Genomic DNA, 16,152 nt, shown 5'->3' with positions numbered 1-16,152 from the left:
CACCTGCACAGCCATTATGGACTACTTCGCGGTTCCCGACTTTGAACCTATCCCGGTAGGTGGGAGGAAGTTCATGGCGACATGCGCGTAGGCGATGCATGGCGAGCGTGAGCAATGCGCGAGGAGGCCGCATGGCGAGCCATGCAACGACGAGCAACGCAGCACGCGCTTGCCAGGCGCGGCAGTAACGACTCTCACCTACCGGGATAGGTTCTTGCGCTAGCCACGTGGATGATGCTGCGCGTGCAGCCGTTTCAGGCGTTCGCGCGCCACGTGGGTGTAGATCTGGGTCGTCGAAATATCGGCGTGACCCAGCAATAATTGCACCACGCGCAGGTCGGCCCCGTGGTTCAGCAAATGCGTGGCGAAGGCGTGGCGCAGCGTATGCGGCGACAGCGGACCGGTGACGCCGGCCTTCGACGCGTGTTTCTTGATCAGGATCCAGAACATCTGGCGCGTCATCGGGCCACCGCGGCCAGTGACGAACAAGGCGTCGTCGACCTGGCCGTTGAGGATGATGCCGCGCGCATCCTTCAGGTAGCGTTCGAGCCAGCGCCGCGCCTCTTCGCCGAACGGCACCAGGCGCGTCTTGCTGCCCTTGCCGGTCACGCGCAGCACGCCATCGTTCAGGCTCACTTCGACCAGTTTCAGGGCCACCAGTTCCGATACCCGCAAGCCGCTGGCATACATCAGCTCCAGCATCGTGCGCTCGCGCAAACCCAGCGGCGTCGAAATATCGGGGGCGGCCAGCAGGGCCTCGACCTGGTCCTCGGTCAGGGTATGCACGAAACGGGTCGGCTGGCGCGCCGACGGCATCTTGAGGCAGGGGTCGGTCGATATCTGTCCGCGGCGCAGCAGCAGGCCATAGAAGCGCTTGAACACTGACAGCCGGCGGTTGGCCGTGCTCGGCCGCGATTCCGGATGGCGCTCGGCGAAATAGGCGCTGAGATCTTCCGCCCCCACGGCCAGCAGGCCGCGCCCCGGGCGCTTGGCGTCCAGCCAACCGGCGAACAGGCGCAGGTCGCGCCGGTAAGCGTCGAGCGAGTTCTTCGCCAGGCCCTGTTCCAGCCAGAGCGTGTCGCAGAACTCGTCGATCAGGGCCAGATCGACTGCTGCTGCCATGGAGCGGCGGTGGCGCCTTCGTGCCGCAGCAACCAGCGCTTGACCGAAAGATGGAAACCGTTCTCGTCGTTCTGGTTCGAGAAGCCGCCCAGGCCGCCGGATGCCGTGACCCGATGGCAGGGAATGACCAATGGGAACCAATTGGCGCCGCAGGCCTGGCCCACGGCGCGCGGATGCGAGCCGATCACCTTGGCCAGGTGGCCATAGGTGCGCACGGCGCCGCGCGGGATGGCGCTGATTTCTTGCCACACCTTGCGCTGGAACTCGGTGCCGGCGTCCATCAACGGCAGGTCGAAGCTGAAATCCGGGTCGGCCAGGTAGCGCGCGAGCTGCTCGGCGCTGCGCTGCGCGATGGCGCTGTCCGCGCTTTTTTCGGCGAACGAAGGCGGTAAATACACCACTTCGCGCAGCTTGTCGTCGGCGGTGCGGATGCCCAGCGCGCCGAAGGGAGCGGGCACGATGGCATTGAAAATCTGGCTGGCAGGATCGGGCTTCATAGTGGGGGCGACTGAGCAATGTGTTGCCCAGGCATCTTAACCGGGCAGCGCCCATGCGGGCCAGCGATTGGACGATTCGAACGAAAAAAAAGCGCACCCTCGGGTGCGCTCCAATTCGGGTCACGTTTCCGGCCGCCGGGTCTTGCCAGCGACTTCTGTCAAACGTGGTGTCTCCTCGAATGTCTCCGGTATGGATTACCGTGCTTTTATCAATGCTCCCCCAAAAACCTTGCATGCCGCTTCTATTGCTTGTTCTTGGCACTGCCGCGCACCATCCCAGTGCGCATGAGCCCCATGATAACGCAAGTTCTTATAGAAAATGTATCTTTTCGGCCACAAATTTGGAAAATTATTTTACTTATAAACAAAACGTGATTGTCGACATGCTGTAGGCGCATGTCAGCGCGCCCTCCCGCATCGCCGATCCCTGCCTTACGTCAGCGCCCCACTTCGCGCAGGATGGCGCGCACGGTTTCCTTGCCGATGCGGCTTTCCATTTGTCCATACACCGGCTGCATCGCACGCCGCCATTCGGCCTGCTGGGCCGGCGTGAGCGTGTGGATCGTCGTGGTGCCGGCCTGGCGGATGGCTTCGATGGCGTCGTCATTGGCGCGTTGGGCGATCTTTTTTTCGTACAGCGTGGCTTCGCGCATGGCGCGCGCCAGGGTGTTGCGGGTGTCGGCCGGCAGTCCATCCCAGAATTTTTTGTTGACGATCACCGCGTACCCCAGATAGCCGTGGTTGGACAGCGTCAGGTGGCTTTGCGTCTCGTGCATGCGCTGGGTGTACATATTCGACGGCGTGTTCTCGGTGCCGGCCACCACCCCATCGCGCAGGGCGGGTGCGGCTTCGGAAAAGGCCAGCGCCAGAGGCTGGGCGCCCAGCGCGCGCATCTGCGCATCCAGTACCTTGGACGCCTGGATACGCATGCGCAATCCCTCAAAATCCTTGGGCGAGGTCAAGGGTTGGTTGGCCGACATGATCTTGAAGCCGTTATGCCAGAACGCCAAGCCGGTGATGCCCTTGGGCTCGAGCTTGCGCAACAGGTTGCGCCCAATGCGGCCTTCGGTCACCTTGTACAGCGCCGCCCGGTCCGGGAAGATATACGGCAGGTCGAACGCCTCGAAGTCGCGCACGCCCAGCGGCGAGAACTTGGCCAGCGACGGCGCCAGCATCTGCACCGCACCCAGCTGCAGGGCCTCGAGCTCCTCGCGGTCCTTGTACAGCTGGCTGTTCGGATACACTTCTACCTTGACCTGGCCGCCCGTCATTTGCTCGGCCAACTCCTTGAAACGCTCGGCGGCCCGGCCCTTGGGCGTGTCGGGCGCCACCACGTGGCTGAACTTGATGACGATCGGCCCCTGCGCCAGGGCGTCGACACTCGCGGCCGCCGCCAGCACGAAGAGCGCTTTGGCGGCCAGGGTCTTGATCTGCATGACGGTTTAATTCTTTCTAATGAAACCTTACACTGGCGGATGCACTGCCGCACGCAAGTCTGTGCCGTGCCCATGTCGACCGCCATCGTGGACTTCCACAACAGCTGGACAGTTTAACCAATACAGGACTCTTGCATGAAAATTCCGTTCGCCCAGCCCATGTCGGAACCGCGCGCGCGCATCCGCGCCTGGCGGTTCTGGCGCTGGCTGGTGCCGATGCTGCTGGTGCTGCTGTTCCTCGCCGTGCTGATCTGGCTGCCCTGGCAGGCGCGCCAGATGGAAAGCACCGAGCGCCAAGAGCAATTGATTGCAGACACGCTGTGGGTCGAGCAGACCTTGCGCTTCGAGCTGGCGCGCAGCGAGGATGCGCTCAGCGCCCTCGGCGCCGACCTGGTGGTCGCGCCGCTGCCGCCGGAGAAACTGCAGGCGCGATTCCGCCAGATGTTCGTCAACGGCCCGGAACTGGTGCGCGTGGTGTGGAGCGACGCCGCCGGCGCGGTGCTGGCCAGCCATGGCGCCGACCTGCCCGCCGCCGGCCTGCCCGAGACCACGGCCCTGGCCGGAGAAATGGCGCGCTCGATCCGGCGCGGCCGCTACAGCGAACCGTATGGCGCCACGCCATCGACCCATGGCCTGATCGATTTCTACCTGCCGCTGTTTCGCAATGGCCAGTTCATGGGCAGCCTGGTCGCGACCTACAGCCTGCAGGTGCTGCTCGACGAGACCGTGCCCTGGTGGTTCGCCCAGGATAATGCGCTGGCCCTGATCGACCGCGACGAACAGGCGGTGGCGCGGCGCGCCGCCGGCGGCCCGGGACGCGGCGTGTACACCCACCAGCGCGAGCTCGACCTGCCGGGCGCCCAGCTGGTGCTGTCGACCAACAGCGTCAAGCGCGCGCCGCAACTGCTGCCGAACCTGCTGGTGGGCTCGGTGATCGTGCTGGCCCTGGGCCTGTTGTCCAGCCTGGCCGCGCTGTGGCGCCACATCTCGCGCACGCTGGCGGCGGAAAGCGCGCTGCGCCAGCAGATGGCGTTTCGCACGGCGATGGAAAACTCGCTGCTCACCGGCCTGCGCGCGCGCGACCTGGAGGGCCGCGTCACTTATGTGAACCGCGCCTTCTGCCAGATCGTCGGCCATCCGCCGGAAGAATTGATCGGCAAGAAGCCGCCGATGGCCTACTGGGCGCCGGAAGCGACCGCCGAGTACGAGGAACGCTTCCAGGGCATCCTGTCGGGCAAGATCACGCCGCAATTCGAGACCGTGTTCCAGCGTCCGGACGGCACCCGGGTGCCGGTGCTGGTGTTCGAAGCGCCGCTGGTGGACGTCGATGGCCGCCATACCGGCTGGATGAGCTCGGTGCTCGACATCACCGACCGCAAGCGGGTCGAAGAGCTCAACCGCCAGCAGGAAGAAAAGCTGCAGGCCAGCGCGCGCCTGGCCACCATGGGCGAACTGTCGTCGATGCTGGCGCACGAGCTGAACCAGCCGTTGGCGGCGATTTCCAGCTATACGGTGGGCGCCCTGAACATGCTCGAGCGCGCGGCCGGCACCGGCGAAGACCTCAAGCCGGGCATGCTGCGCCATGCGCTGGAACAGGCGCGCCAGCAAGCCCAGCGCGCCGGCCAGATCATCCGCAGCGTGCACGAGTTCGTCAAGAAGCGCGAACCGCTGCGCCAGGAGGTGACGATCCGCAGCGTCATTTCCAGCGTGCACGCCCTGATCGAGCTGCAGGCGCGCCAGGCCGGCGTGGCGCTGCGCGTGCAATTGCCGCCCGGCTTGCCGACCGTGCTGGCCGACCGCGTGATGCTGGAACAGGTGCTGCTCAACCTGACCCGCAATGCGATCCAGGCCATGCAGGACACGGCGCCGGACCAGCGTGTGCTGCGCATCGAGGCCGTACACGCGGACGAGCAGGTGGCGGTGTCGGTGATCGACCGCGGCCACGGCATCGCGCCCGAAGTGGCCGAGCGGCTGTTTTCTCCGTTCTACTCGACCCGGGCCGAGGGCATGGGGATGGGCTTGTCGATCTGCCGCACCGCGATCGAGTTCCATGGCGGCACCCTGAGCCATGCGCCGCATCCGGCCGGCGGCACCGTGTTCACATTTTCGCTGCCGGCCCAAGCGGCCAGCCGGACGCTGGGCTAAAATTCGGTCTGCGGCGCGCAGGGCTATCCTGGATGCGCCATCTTTACGAGAAAAGCAACAAGGCGGGAAGCCCATCCCGCCACTACGGAGACCTGCATGCTGCACATCGTCGACGACGAAGAAGTCATTCGCGACTCGCTCGCCTGGCTGGCGCAATCGCGCGGCCTGCCCGCGCGCGGTTACGCGGGCGGCCAGGAATTCCTCGACGCCCTGCAAGACCTCGACGTCAGCGGCGACTGCGTCCTGCTCGACGTGCGCATGCCCGGCATGAACGGCATCGCCGTGTTCGACGCGCTGATCGGCCGCGGCCTGCTGCCGCGCCTGCCCGTGATCTTTCTCACCGGCCACGGCGACGTGCCGATGGCGGTCGACTCGCTCAAGCGCGGCGCTTTCGATTTCTTCGAGAAACCCTTCAACGACAACCAGCTGATGGACCGGGTCGAGGAAGCCCTCGCCGCCTCGCGCAAGGCGGCCGCCTCGGCCGGCGTGCAGGCGCGCCTGGCCACCCTGTCGGCGCGCGAACGCGAAGTGCTCGACCTGATCCTGGCCGGCATGATGAACAAGGTCGTGGCCGATAAACTGGGCATCAGCATGCGCACGGTCGAGGTGCACCGGGCCCATATCTTCGACAAGATGCAGGTCAAGACCGCCGTCGAGCTGGCTGGGCTGTTGAAATAACCCCTCTTTTTGCCGACCTTGTCGCGCGTCAAGCGTTCCAACTTCTCATGGGAAGCCTTGTAAAATAGTCTTGAACGCGCCGCGGCCCCGGGCGCCGCGATGCACCTCTCTTTTAGGAAACTCCAATGAACGAAAAGACAGTTGCAGACAAGATGTTTTTACGAACAGCCAAATCGATGCTGGTGCTCAATGGCCAGGTCAATCCGAACGTGGCGGCCCAGATGCCGGCCGAGATCGTCAAGGAGGGCGACGGTCCCTTCGACGTGATCCTGATGTTCTGCATGCACCGCAAGGATCTCGAGCACTATTTCGACATCGCCAAGCGCAAGCTGGGCGAGAAGGGTTCGCTGTGGATCGCCTACCTCAAGCAGACCGCCTCCAAGGCCACCGACATCAACCGCGATTCGATCAATGCCTATGCCAAGGAGAACGGCATCACCGGCGTGGCCATGATCTCGATCGACGGCGACTGGTCGGCCCTGCGCCTGAAGCGCATCGAGATCTGATGGCCTGACGCATACCGGCTCAGGCGGCGTGGCGCGCCAGGGCCCAGGCGACGTGTTCGCGCACCAGTTCGGATGGATGATCAAGCCGGGATTGCAAGGCCGCCACGATGACAGCATCCCCACGCTTTTTCTCGGCGGCATTTCCCAACCCTACCGCCAGATTGCGCAACCAGCGCTCATGGCCGATGCGGCGGATCGGACTGCCTTCCATGCGGCGGTTGAATTCTTCTTCGTCCCAGGCGAACAGCTCGAGCAGGTCGCCTCCACCCAAGCCATTGCGTTCGTCGAAATCCGGCACCGCCGCGCGCTGCGCAAACTTGTTCCACGGACAGGCCACCTGGCAATCGTCGCAGCCATAGATGCGGTTGCCGATCAGGGGCCGCAATTCTTCCGGAATACTGTTCTTGAGCTCGATCGTCAGGTAAGAGATGCAGCGCCGCGCGTCGAGCTTGCCCGGCCCCAGGATCGCCCCGGTCGGGCACAGGTCGATGCACGACTGGCACTGCCCGCAATGCGCGCCGGTGGGCGGGTCGACGGGCAGCGGCAGGTCGACCAGGATCTCGCCGATGAAGAAGGTCGAGCCGGCCGCGCGCGACAGCAGCAGCGTGTGCTTGCCGCGCCAGCCCAGGCCGGCCTTTTCGGCCAGCGGCAACTCCATCACCGGCGCCGAATCGGTGAACACCCGAAAGCCGAACGGCCCGATCGCGTCCTGGATGCGGCCGGCCAGCGACTGCAGGCGGTTGCGCAAGACCTTGTGGTAGTCGCGGCTGCGCGCATACACCGAAACCACGGCGGCCTCCGGATCCTGCTGGCGCAGGCGCTCCCGGGCGCGCCAGTCGGCATCCTGGGCGGCGGGCAGATAATCCATGCGCGCCACGATGGCGCGCACCGTGCCCGGCACCAGTTCGGCGGGACGGGCACGCTTCATGCCATGGCTTGCCATATAATCCATCTCGCCGTGGTAACCCGCGTCCAGCCAGGCTTGCAGCCCGGCCTCCAGGTGGCCCAGGTCGACGTCGGCGACGCGCACGTCGGCAAAGCCCAGCTCCTTGCCCCACGCCTTGATGGCGCGCGCAAGCTCGGGCAGGTCGGGGGCAGGGTTGGGGGAAGTGGGCATACCGCAAGAAATCACGCAGAACAACTCGCTATTTTATTCGATGCAGCCTTTTAAATCGCGCTTGCAGCGCTATCTGCCGGACGAGTCCGCCACATCCGCCCTCGGCGCCGCCCTGGCGCGCGCCTTGCAGCCGGGCCTGGTGATCTATCTGCACGGCGACCTCGGCGCCGGCAAGACCGCCCTCACCCGTGCCCTGCTGCAGGCGGCCGGCCATGCCGGCACCGTGAAGAGCCCGACCTATACCTTGTCGGAACCGTATCGGGTAATGCTCGATGGCAAGCCGTTGAACGTGATCCACTACGACCTGTACCGCATGTCGAGTCCGGAAGAATTCCTGGACGCGGGCTTTCGCGAGGACTTCGACGGGCGCAATGTGTGCATCGTCGAGTGGCCCGAAAAAGGCGATCCGGTGTTGCCGGCGCCCGACTTGCGTATCTTGCTCAACGTTAGCGGGCCCGGCCGTGATGTAGAATTGCAGGCGTTGTCCGAATTAGGCCTGCTATGCCTCGACCGTCTCGCTCCCCTTCTGCCGCCCCAGCCGCCCGCGTGACGCCTTCGTCCTCGCGTCGCCGTGTCCTGCTCAAGGCCGGCGGCACGCTGCTGCTGTCCGTCATCCCGCTGCGCGCCAGCGCCAATGAAATCCTGGCCGTGCGTGTCTGGCCCGCCCCCGACTACACCCGGGTGACGCTGGAAAACGACACCGACCTCAAGGCCGAACACTTCCTGATCCCCGATCCGCCGCGCCTGGTGGTCGATATCGACGGCCTCGCCCTGAGCAACACGCTCAAGAGCCTGGTGGCCAAGATCGAACCGAACGACCCCTACATCAAGCAGGTCCGGGTCGGCCAGAACCGCCCGAACGTGGTGCGCCTGGTGTTCGACCTGAAGGCCGAGATCAAGCCGCAGGTATTTACCCTGGCGCCGGTGGCCGGCTACCAGCACCGCCTGGTGTTCGACCTGTACCCGGCCACTCCGGTCGACCCGATCGCCGCCCTGATCGAACAGGGCGACTGGAGCCCGGGCCCGACCACGACCCTGGCGGCCGACCAGCCGGCCCTGGGCGACCCTGTCGCCGCCACCCCGGTGGCTGGCGCGCCGGCCTCGCCCAATCCCGCCACCGGCACGCCGCCGGTGCAGATTCCCGTGCCGCCGCCCGCCGTCCCGCGCACCCAGCCGAACGCCGGCCCGGACGCGATCGCCAAGCTGGAAGCCGAAATGTCGGGCCTGAAGGGCACGGCGCCGGCCCTGGCGGTGCAGCCGCCGCCGGCCAAGGCGAGCGCCCCCCTGCCTGCCCAGAAGGTGGCGCGCATGATCACCATCGCCCTCGATCCGGGCCATGGCGGCGAAGACCCGGGCGCGATCGGCGCCAAGGGCAGCCGCGAGAAGGACATCGTGCTGGCGGTGGCCAAGCGCCTCAAGGCCAAGCTGGAGCAGATGCCGAATACCCGCGTGATGCTGACCCGCGACGGCGACTTCTTCGTGCCGCTGGGCACCCGCGTGCAAAAGGCGCGCAAGGTGCAGGCCGACCTGTTCGTCTCGATCCACGCCGACGCCTGGATTTCGCCGACCGCGCGCGGCTCGTCGGTGTTCGTGCTGTCGGAAAAAGGCGCCAGCTCGAGCGCGGCGCGCTGGCTGGCGAATGACCAGAACAAGGCCGACCTGATCGGCGGCGCCAACCTGACGGGCACCAGCGACAAGCACCTGGCCAGCGTGCTGTTCGACCTGTCGACCACGGCCCAGATCAACGACAGCCTCAAGCTGGGCAAGGCCGTGCTGAAGGAAATCGGCGGCATCAACCGCCTGCACAAGGCCTCGGTCGAGCAGGCCGGCTTCGCCGTGCTGAAGGCGCCGGACATCCCCTCCATCCTGGTCGAGACCGCGTTCATCTCGAACCCGCAGGAAGAAGCGCGCCTGAACGACGACGGCTACCAGGACCAGCTGGCCAACGCGATCACGAATGGCATCCGCCGCTATTTCGCCGATAATCCGCCCATGGCCAAGAGCCGCCAGACCTGAGCCTGATCCCATCATGGAAAACATCACCTTCGGGCAACTGCCCGCGATTCGCATCACGGCGCCCGACGGCGCCAGCGCCGTCGTCACCCTGTATGGCGGCCACCTGGTGTCCTGGCATGGCGCCGACGGCGGCGAGCGCATGTTCCTCAGCACCCGCTCGGCCCTGGACGGCAGCCGCGCGATCCGTGGCGGCGTGCCCGTCATCTTTCCCCAGTTCGCCGAACGCGGCGACGGCATGCGCCATGGTTTTGCGCGGGTCAGCAGCTGGCGCCTGGAAGCGCACGGCATCGAGGGCGATGCGGCGTGGGCCGAGTTCGGCCTGACTGATGCCGACCTGGCGCCGGCGACGGCCGCCGCCTGGCCGCACCGCTTCGCGCTGGCGCTGCGCGTGACCGTGCGCGCCAATCAGCTGGAGATGGCGTTCAGCGTGCGCAACACGGGCGACGCGCCCTTCCCGTTCGCGGCGGCGCTGCATACCTATCACCTGGTGCCGCACCTGGCGGACGTGCGCATCGAGGGGCTCGAGGCGGGGACGCTGTCCATCGCGGACAAGCTCGACGTGGTCTACGAGAACGTGGGCGACGGCATCACCCTGGGCACCTGGGCGCGCGTCCTGACGCTGGAACAGGAAGGCTTCCGGGATGCCGTGGTATGGAATCCGGGCGCCGCGGACACGGCCGCGCTGGCCGACATGGAAGACGACGAGTACCAGCGCTTCGTGTGCATCGAGCCGGCGCAGCTGACGCCGGTCGAGCTGGCGCCGGGTGCGGTGTGGGAAGGCCGTTACCGCGTTTCCTGACGTTCTCGCCCAGATCATGAAAAAACGCGCCTCGGCGCGTTTTTTTGTTTTACATGGATTCCTTGATCATCCGCCCGTTCGCCTGCTGCACAGGCCGCGAATTGAAGGGATACAGGCGCGAGAACAAGGCCATCTGCTGCGGCGACGCCGTCATCGGCTGCTTCATCACCAGCCACAGCACGTTCTCGGTGCATGGCGGCTCGCTCAGCGACCCCATGTAGGTGAAGTAGTCGCGTCGCGCTGGCAGGATCTCGTTGACGTCGATCACGATCGACGGCGTCACCGTCATGTGCTTTTCCAGCGGCAGATTGTTCCACACGGTCTGGATCATCGGATTGGCGTCGCCGCGCTCGAGCAGCACCGCCAGGATCGCGATCTTGTTGTCGTAGCTCTTGTGCACCAGATGCACGACCATCTCGGTGCCCTTGCCGTTGATGCGCTCCTCGCCCGGACGGTGGAAGTGGAATTGCTGCAGCTCGTAGGTGGTCCCGCCCACGCTCAGGAAGTTTCCGCCCGCGACATTCACCTGGATCGTATGGCCATTGTCGATCTCGTTGAACGAGCTCGGGTGATAGTCGAAGTTGATCTGCTCCAGGTCGACCTTGATGCCGTCGCGCAGGTCGATCGGCGACTGGCGGTTGCCGGTATTGCAGGCTGCCCAAGCGGTATTGATCTTCGACCAGTTCTCGGGACCGAACTCGCCCTCATAGGTCCAATGGGTGCCGTTCTTCGGCTTGGCGGCTTCGACTGCCGCGGCGGCAGCGGCGGCGGCTTCCTTCTTGCGGCGGGCGTCCGCGGCGCGGCGTGCGCGTGCGGCTTCCTCGGCGCGCAGCGCCTGCTTGGCGCGCAGCTCGGCCAGTTTTTCGGCGATGCGGACCGACAGGTCGACTTCCGCATCTTCTTCGGATTTTTGGGCGGCAGCCGGGGTGGCCCCGGCAGGCCGCAGGTTCGGCTTGATCGAGGCAATCGCCGCGGGCTTCTCGGCCGCAGGCTTGGTCGGGGCTGCATCGTTCGCATGCGCCGTGGCCATGGTCAGGCTCAGGCTCAAGGCGAATAGTGCGATCAGGTTACGCATGGGTGTCCAGATAGTGTGCTTACCCTATCCTTATCGGACCCGGCGCAGCTAACTTGAGTGCGCTGCAGCAACAAAAGGCGCTGAATTTACGCCTTTTGCCGACTTGTCATTCTAAATGTTAATTACGGCTGAGCATGCGCCGGCCAAGCTTGTACAGACCGCCGATCGCCAGCGGCACGATGGCCGCGCTCACGCCCACCAGCACGATCTCGGTCAGGTGGTCCTTGATGATCGGCACGTGGCCAAAGAAATAGCCGGCCGTTACCAGGCTGGCCACCCACAGCAGCGCGCCCGCGACGTTGTACAGCTGGAAGCGGGTGTGCGTCATGTCGGACACGCCGGCCACGAAGGGCGCGAAGGTGCGCACCACCGGCAGGAAGCGCGCCAGGATGATGGTCTTGCCGCCATGCTTTTCGAAGAAGGCATGGGTGCGCGTGAGGGCATCCTTGTTGATCCAGCGATAGTTATGCGTGAACATGCGATGGCCTACCGCTTCGCCGATGAAATAGTTCACCGTATTGCCGGTGACGGCGGCGGTCACCAGCAAGGTCGTCAATAGCGGATAGCTCATCTCGCCGGTGGCGCAGAAGGCGCCGGCGATGAACAGCAGGGTGTCGCCGGGGAAGAAGAACAGGACCACCAGGCCGGTCTCGCAGAACACGATGGCGAACAGGACGAGGTAGACGTAGGTGCCGTACTGGGCCAGCAGGGCGCCGAGGGATTTGTCGACGTGCAGCAGCATGTCGAACAGGTGCATCAGGTCCATGATATTCCTAAACGAGAGCCTGACATTATAGCCCTCTCCCCTCTTGCAAGATGTTCACGCGATCTGGAGGGCCTGGCAGCGCGCTGGGCTACAATTGCCCGCACATAAATAAGAAGCGGAGCAGACATGCAGGCAATGACCATGATCGGAGCACTCACCGGCAGCGCCCTCCTCGCCCTGTTCAGCAGCGGCGCCAGCGCGGCGCCGGCCAGGCCCGGCAAGGAACTGCCGCCCAAGCCCTCGGTGGCGGACGTGGTCAAGGCGTCCCAGCCGGGCGACTGGCGCCCCCTCGATCCGGAAAACACGCTGTACATGGAACTGCCGGCCGGCCGCGTGGTCATGGAACTGGCGCCGAGCTTCGCGCCGAAGGCGGCCGCGAACATCCGCGCACTGGTGCGCGAGCGCTATTTCGACGGCCTGTGGATCATGCGCGCGCAAGACGGCTTCGTGGTGCAATGGGGCGATCCGGACGAAGAAACGCCGCGCCCGTTCAGGGCCGACAAGACAGTGGACGCCGAATTCACCGTGCCCGCCAAGGGCACCGGCAAATTCACGCAGCTGAAGGAACGCGACGTCTACGCGCCGCAGGTGGGCCACGTGAACGGCTTCCCGGCAGCGCGCGACCCGAAGGCCGGCCAGGCCTGGCTGCCGCACTGCTACGCCATGGTCGGCGTGGCGCGCGACGAGGCGTCCAATACCGGCAACGGTTCGCAGCTGTACACCGTGATCGGCCACGCGCCGCGCCACCTGGACCGCAACATCACCGTGGTCGGCCGCATCGTGTCCGGCATGCCGCTGCTCACGGTGATGCCGCGCGGGACCGGCGCCGCCGGTTTCTACGAGAAAGCCGAGCAACGCACGCCGATCGCCAGCGTACGCCTGGCGGCCGACGTGCCGCTGCCTGAACGCAGCAAGCTCGAGGTGATGCGCACCGAGAGCGCCGCCTTCCAGGCCGTGATCGAGGCCCAGCGCAACCGCGGCGGTCCGTGGACCAAGGTCGCGGCCGGCGCCATCGACCTGTGCAATGTGCCGATTCCCGTGCGCGAACAGCAATAAGCCATCGACGATCCGGGGCCATGGCAGCGCGATATAATCGCACCATGAACGCCCCAGCCCCGACCCACCGTCCCATCCAGCAGCTCCCCGACCAGCTCATCTCGCAGATCGCCGCCGGCGAAGTGGTCGAGCGGCCATCGGCCGTCGTCAAGGAACTGCTGGAAAATGCGCTCGACGCGGGCGCGACCCAGATCACCGTGCGCCTCGAAGAAGGCGGCGTCAAGCGCATCGCGATCACCGACAATGGCCGCGGCATCGCGCCGGAACAGCTGCCGCTGGCGCTGGCGCGCCATGCGACCTCCAAGATCTCTTCGCTGCACGACCTCGAGAACGTGGGCACGCTGGGCTTTCGTGGCGAGGCGCTGGCCTCGATCGCCTCGGTGGCCGCGGTGCGCATCACTTCGCGCACGCCCGACGCGGCCCACGCCTGGGAAATCGTCGGCTCGCACGAGGGCACGGTCGCTCCATCCTCGGGGGCCTGCGGCACCACGATCGACGTGCAGGACCTGTACTTCAACACGCCGGCGCGCCGCAAGTTTTTAAAATCCGAACAGACCGAATACGGCCACTGCGCCGAGGTCGTGCGCCGCATCGCGCTGGCGCGTCCGGACGTGTCGTTCAGCCTGTCGCACAACGGCCGCACCATCGACCACTGGAACGTGAGCGAAGCGGCCAAGCGCAGCGCCCACATCCTGGGCAGCGATTTCGCCGAGGCGCGGCTCGAACTCGACGAATCGGCCGGCCCGCTGCACCTGCACGGCTACGTCGGCCTGCCCACCGCCTCCAAGGCGCGCGCCGACGGCCAGTTCTTCTACGTGAACGGGCGTTTTGTCCGCGACAAGGTGCTGGTGCATGCGGTGCGCGCCGCCTACCAGGACGTGCTGCACGGCGACCGCTTCCCCTCGTACGTGCTGTCGCTCGACCTCGATCCGGCGCTGGTCGACGTCAACGTCCACCCATCGAAGATCGAAGTGCGCTTCCGCGACAGCCGCGCGGTGCACCAGTTCGTGTTCCACGCGGTGCAGCGCACGCTGGCCCAGACCTCGGCCACGGCGCACGGCAGCGTGCCGGCGCCGATCACGGCGGCCGAGGTAAGGCCGAGCGGGACGCCGCTATGGCAGTTATCGGAATCGCCGTCACGGCCGCAGATGCGGCCACACGAGCAGACCTCGTTCGGGTCGCAGTTGTCGACCTTCTCGCCGTCGCCGTATCCGGCGGGCAGCCGCTGGGATGATCCTTCCACGCAAGGCGGCGTGGCGCAGCGTACCGAGGCGTATGGCGCGCTGTTCAAGTCGGATGCGACGACCACGGTGCCTGCGCCTTCGTCCGCCCCGATGGACGTGCCGCTCTCGGCGTCGGACCGCCCGCTGTCGAACGACGACTTCCCGCTCGGCTTCGCGCTGGCCCAGCTGCACGGCATCTACATCCTGGCCCAGAACACGCGCGGCCTGGTGCTGGTCGATATGCACGCGGCCCACGAGCGCATCCTCTACGAGCAGATCAAGAACGCGCTCGACGCCCAGGCCCAGGGCCAGGAGATGCAGGTGCAGTCGATGCTGATCCCGGTGACCTTCTACGCCGACGCGATCGAAGTCGCGACCGCGACCGAGCACCAGGACACGCTGAAGGCGCTGGGCTTCGACATCGCCGCGCTGTCGCCGACGACGCTGGCCGTGCGCAGCGTGCCGACCCTGCTCAAGAACGCCGACGCCCAGACCCTGGCGCGCGATGTGCTGCGCGACGTGCGCGAATACGGCGGCTCGCGCGTGCTGATCGAGCGCCGCAACGAGCTGCTCGGCACCCTCGCCTGCCACACGGCGGTGCGCGCCAACCGCATCCTGGCCGTGCCCGAGATGAACGCGCTGCTGCGCCAGATGGAGAGCACCGAGCGCGCCGACCAGTGCAACCACGGCCGCCCGACCTGGGTCCAGCTCGAGATCTCCGCGCTCGACAAACTGTTCCTGCGCGGCCAATGATGAACGAGACAAACAAGCCGATGGCCGTGGCCATCATGGGCCCGACCGCGTCCGGCAAGACCGCGGCTGCACTGCGCATCGCACAGACCCGTCCCGTCGAGATCATCTCGGTCGACTCGGCCCTCGTGTATCGCGAAATGGACATCGGCACCGCCAAGCCCACGCCCGACGAACTGGCCGCCGTGCCGCACCACCTGATCGACATCCTCGATCCGCTCGAGGCGTATTCGGTGGCGCAGTTCCGCGACGACACCATCCGCCTCGTCGGCGAGATCACGGCGCGCGGCAAGCTGCCGCTGCTGGTGGGCGGCACGATGATGTATTTCAAGGGGCTGGTCGACGGCCTGGACGACCTGCCGACGGCGGATGCCGGCGTGCGCGCCGCGCTCGATGCCGAAGCCGCCCGCATCGGCTGGCCCGGCATGCACGAGAAGCTGCGCGCGGTCGATCCGGTGACGGCGGCGCGCCTGGCGCCGAACGACGCCCAGCGCATCAACCGTGCGCTGGAAATCTTCGAACTGTCCGGCCAGCCGATGTCGGCCCTGCTGGCGCGACGCGCCAAGCCCGAGCTGCCGTTCGAACTCGTGTCGTTCGGCCTCGAGACCGATGACCGCGCCGTGCTGCACGGGCGCATCGCGCTGCGCTTCGACCAGATGCTGGGGAACAGCGACGACGGGGGCCTGGTGGCGGAAGTGGCGCGCCTGCGCGCGCGCGGCGACCTGTCGCCGGCGCTGCCGTCGATCCGCTGCGTCGGCTATCGCCAGGCCTGGGACTACCTGGATGGAAATATCAGCCGCGCGGAACTGCGCGAACTGGGCATCATCGCCACCCGCCAGCTGGCCAAGCGCCAGATCACCTGGCTGCGCGCGATGCCGGACCGGATCGTGATCGATTGCCTGGGGCCAGACCCGGCTGGGGCGATGCTGGATCACCTGGCGACGTTAGGCAAATGACATCGGCGCG

Annotated in this window: 15 protein-coding genes; 9 read left to right on the top strand and 6 right to left on the bottom strand. The window is 66.3% G+C overall.

Going from position 1 to position 16,152, the window contains the following annotated elements; genetic code table 11:
- Positions 1-219: 219 nt before the first annotated feature.
- From xerD to HMPREF9710_RS07800, 3 genes are all read right to left on the bottom strand, one after another.
- Positions 220-1,122 (bottom strand): site-specific tyrosine recombinase XerD, encoded by a 903-nt coding sequence (xerD, locus tag HMPREF9710_RS07810; RefSeq protein WP_005665390.1) that lies wholly within the window; start codon positions 1,120-1,122, stop codon positions 220-222.
- Positions 1,095-1,619 carry a methylated-DNA--[protein]-cysteine S-methyltransferase gene (locus tag HMPREF9710_RS07805; protein ID WP_005665388.1) on the bottom strand — a complete coding sequence of 175 codons (525 nt, stop codon included), beginning with the start codon at positions 1,617-1,619 and terminating at the stop codon, positions 1,095-1,097. Before HMPREF9710_RS07805 ends, xerD begins: the two co-directional genes overlap by 28 nt.
- A gap of 437 nt (positions 1,620-2,056) precedes the next feature.
- Positions 2,057-3,055, bottom strand: a complete 999-nt coding sequence (locus HMPREF9710_RS07800; RefSeq protein ID WP_005665387.1) for a TRAP transporter substrate-binding protein — start codon at positions 3,053-3,055, stop codon at positions 2,057-2,059.
- 135 nt (positions 3,056-3,190) lie between these two features.
- Here HMPREF9710_RS07800 and HMPREF9710_RS07795 point away from each other — a divergent pair, with 135 nt between their 5' ends.
- The 3 genes from HMPREF9710_RS07795 (at position 3,191) to HMPREF9710_RS07785 (ending at position 6,384) form a co-directional block, all read left to right on the top strand.
- Positions 3,191-5,200 (top strand): two-component system sensor histidine kinase NtrB, encoded by a 2,010-nt coding sequence (locus tag HMPREF9710_RS07795; protein ID WP_005665385.1) that lies wholly within the window; start codon positions 3,191-3,193, stop codon positions 5,198-5,200.
- Between the two features lie 96 nt (positions 5,201-5,296).
- Positions 5,297-5,878 (top strand): response regulator transcription factor, encoded by a 582-nt coding sequence (locus tag HMPREF9710_RS07790; protein WP_005665384.1) that lies wholly within the window; start codon positions 5,297-5,299, stop codon positions 5,876-5,878.
- 125 nt (positions 5,879-6,003) lie between these two features.
- On the top strand, positions 6,004-6,384 hold the full coding sequence (locus HMPREF9710_RS07785) for a DUF3052 family protein (protein WP_005665381.1): 381 nt from the start codon (positions 6,004-6,006) through the stop codon (positions 6,382-6,384).
- Between the two features lie 19 nt (positions 6,385-6,403).
- On the opposite strand, the gene queG is transcribed toward HMPREF9710_RS07785, so the two are convergent.
- Entirely contained in the window at positions 6,404-7,501 is a 1,098-nt protein-coding gene (gene queG / locus HMPREF9710_RS07780) for a tRNA epoxyqueuosine(34) reductase QueG (protein WP_005665379.1), read from the bottom strand.
- Positions 7,502-7,541: 40 nt separating this feature from the next.
- Between queG and tsaE the strand changes: the two genes are divergently transcribed.
- Genes tsaE through HMPREF9710_RS07765 form a run of 3 tightly spaced genes read left to right on the top strand, consistent with a single transcriptional unit; the run spans position 7,542 to position 10,316 of the window.
- Positions 7,542-8,051 carry a tRNA (adenosine(37)-N6)-threonylcarbamoyltransferase complex ATPase subunit type 1 TsaE gene (gene tsaE / locus HMPREF9710_RS07775; RefSeq protein ID WP_005665378.1) on the top strand — a complete coding sequence of 170 codons (510 nt, stop codon included), beginning with the start codon at positions 7,542-7,544 and terminating at the stop codon, positions 8,049-8,051.
- Entirely contained in the window at positions 8,003-9,517 is a 1,515-nt protein-coding gene (locus HMPREF9710_RS07770; protein ID WP_081589860.1) for an N-acetylmuramoyl-L-alanine amidase, read from the top strand. Before tsaE ends, HMPREF9710_RS07770 begins: the two co-directional genes overlap by 49 nt.
- A gap of 13 nt (positions 9,518-9,530) precedes the next feature.
- Positions 9,531-10,316: a D-hexose-6-phosphate mutarotase gene (locus HMPREF9710_RS07765; protein ID WP_005665376.1), complete on the top strand. Its 786-nt coding sequence runs from the start codon at positions 9,531-9,533 to the stop codon at positions 10,314-10,316.
- Positions 10,317-10,365: 49 nt separating this feature from the next.
- Here the strand turns inward: HMPREF9710_RS07765 and HMPREF9710_RS07760 are convergent, their stop codons facing one another.
- The gene (locus HMPREF9710_RS07760; RefSeq protein WP_005665375.1) at positions 10,366-11,391 is read right to left on the bottom strand and encodes a carbonic anhydrase; all 1,026 of its coding nucleotides are present in this window, start codon (positions 11,389-11,391) and stop codon (positions 10,366-10,368) included.
- A gap of 118 nt (positions 11,392-11,509) precedes the next feature.
- Positions 11,510-12,157, bottom strand: coding sequence for a VTT domain-containing protein (locus tag HMPREF9710_RS07755; protein ID WP_005665374.1), 648 nt, complete (start codon positions 12,155-12,157; stop codon positions 11,510-11,512).
- A gap of 126 nt (positions 12,158-12,283) precedes the next feature.
- Here HMPREF9710_RS07755 and HMPREF9710_RS07750 point away from each other — a divergent pair, with 126 nt between their 5' ends.
- From HMPREF9710_RS07750 to miaA, 3 genes are read left to right on the top strand one after another with little or no spacing between them, the layout of a single operon-like run.
- The gene (locus tag HMPREF9710_RS07750; RefSeq protein WP_005665373.1) at positions 12,284-13,213 is read left to right on the top strand and encodes a peptidylprolyl isomerase; all 930 of its coding nucleotides are present in this window, start codon (positions 12,284-12,286) and stop codon (positions 13,211-13,213) included.
- Positions 13,214-13,257: 44 nt separating this feature from the next.
- Complete coding sequence (mutL, locus tag HMPREF9710_RS07745) at positions 13,258-15,189, top strand: DNA mismatch repair endonuclease MutL (protein ID WP_040775208.1); 1,932 nt, start codon at positions 13,258-13,260, stop codon at positions 15,187-15,189.
- On the top strand, positions 15,186-16,142 hold the full coding sequence (miaA, locus tag HMPREF9710_RS07740) for a tRNA (adenosine(37)-N6)-dimethylallyltransferase MiaA (RefSeq protein WP_005665371.1): 957 nt from the start codon (positions 15,186-15,188) through the stop codon (positions 16,140-16,142). Before mutL ends, miaA begins: the two co-directional genes overlap by 4 nt.
- Positions 16,143-16,152: the final 10 nt, after the last annotated feature.

Source organism: Massilia timonae CCUG 45783, from assembly GCF_000315425.1.
GTDB lineage: Bacteria > Pseudomonadota > Gammaproteobacteria > Burkholderiales > Burkholderiaceae_D > Telluria > Telluria timonae.
This window is presented reverse-complemented; position numbering and strand designations above follow the sequence as displayed.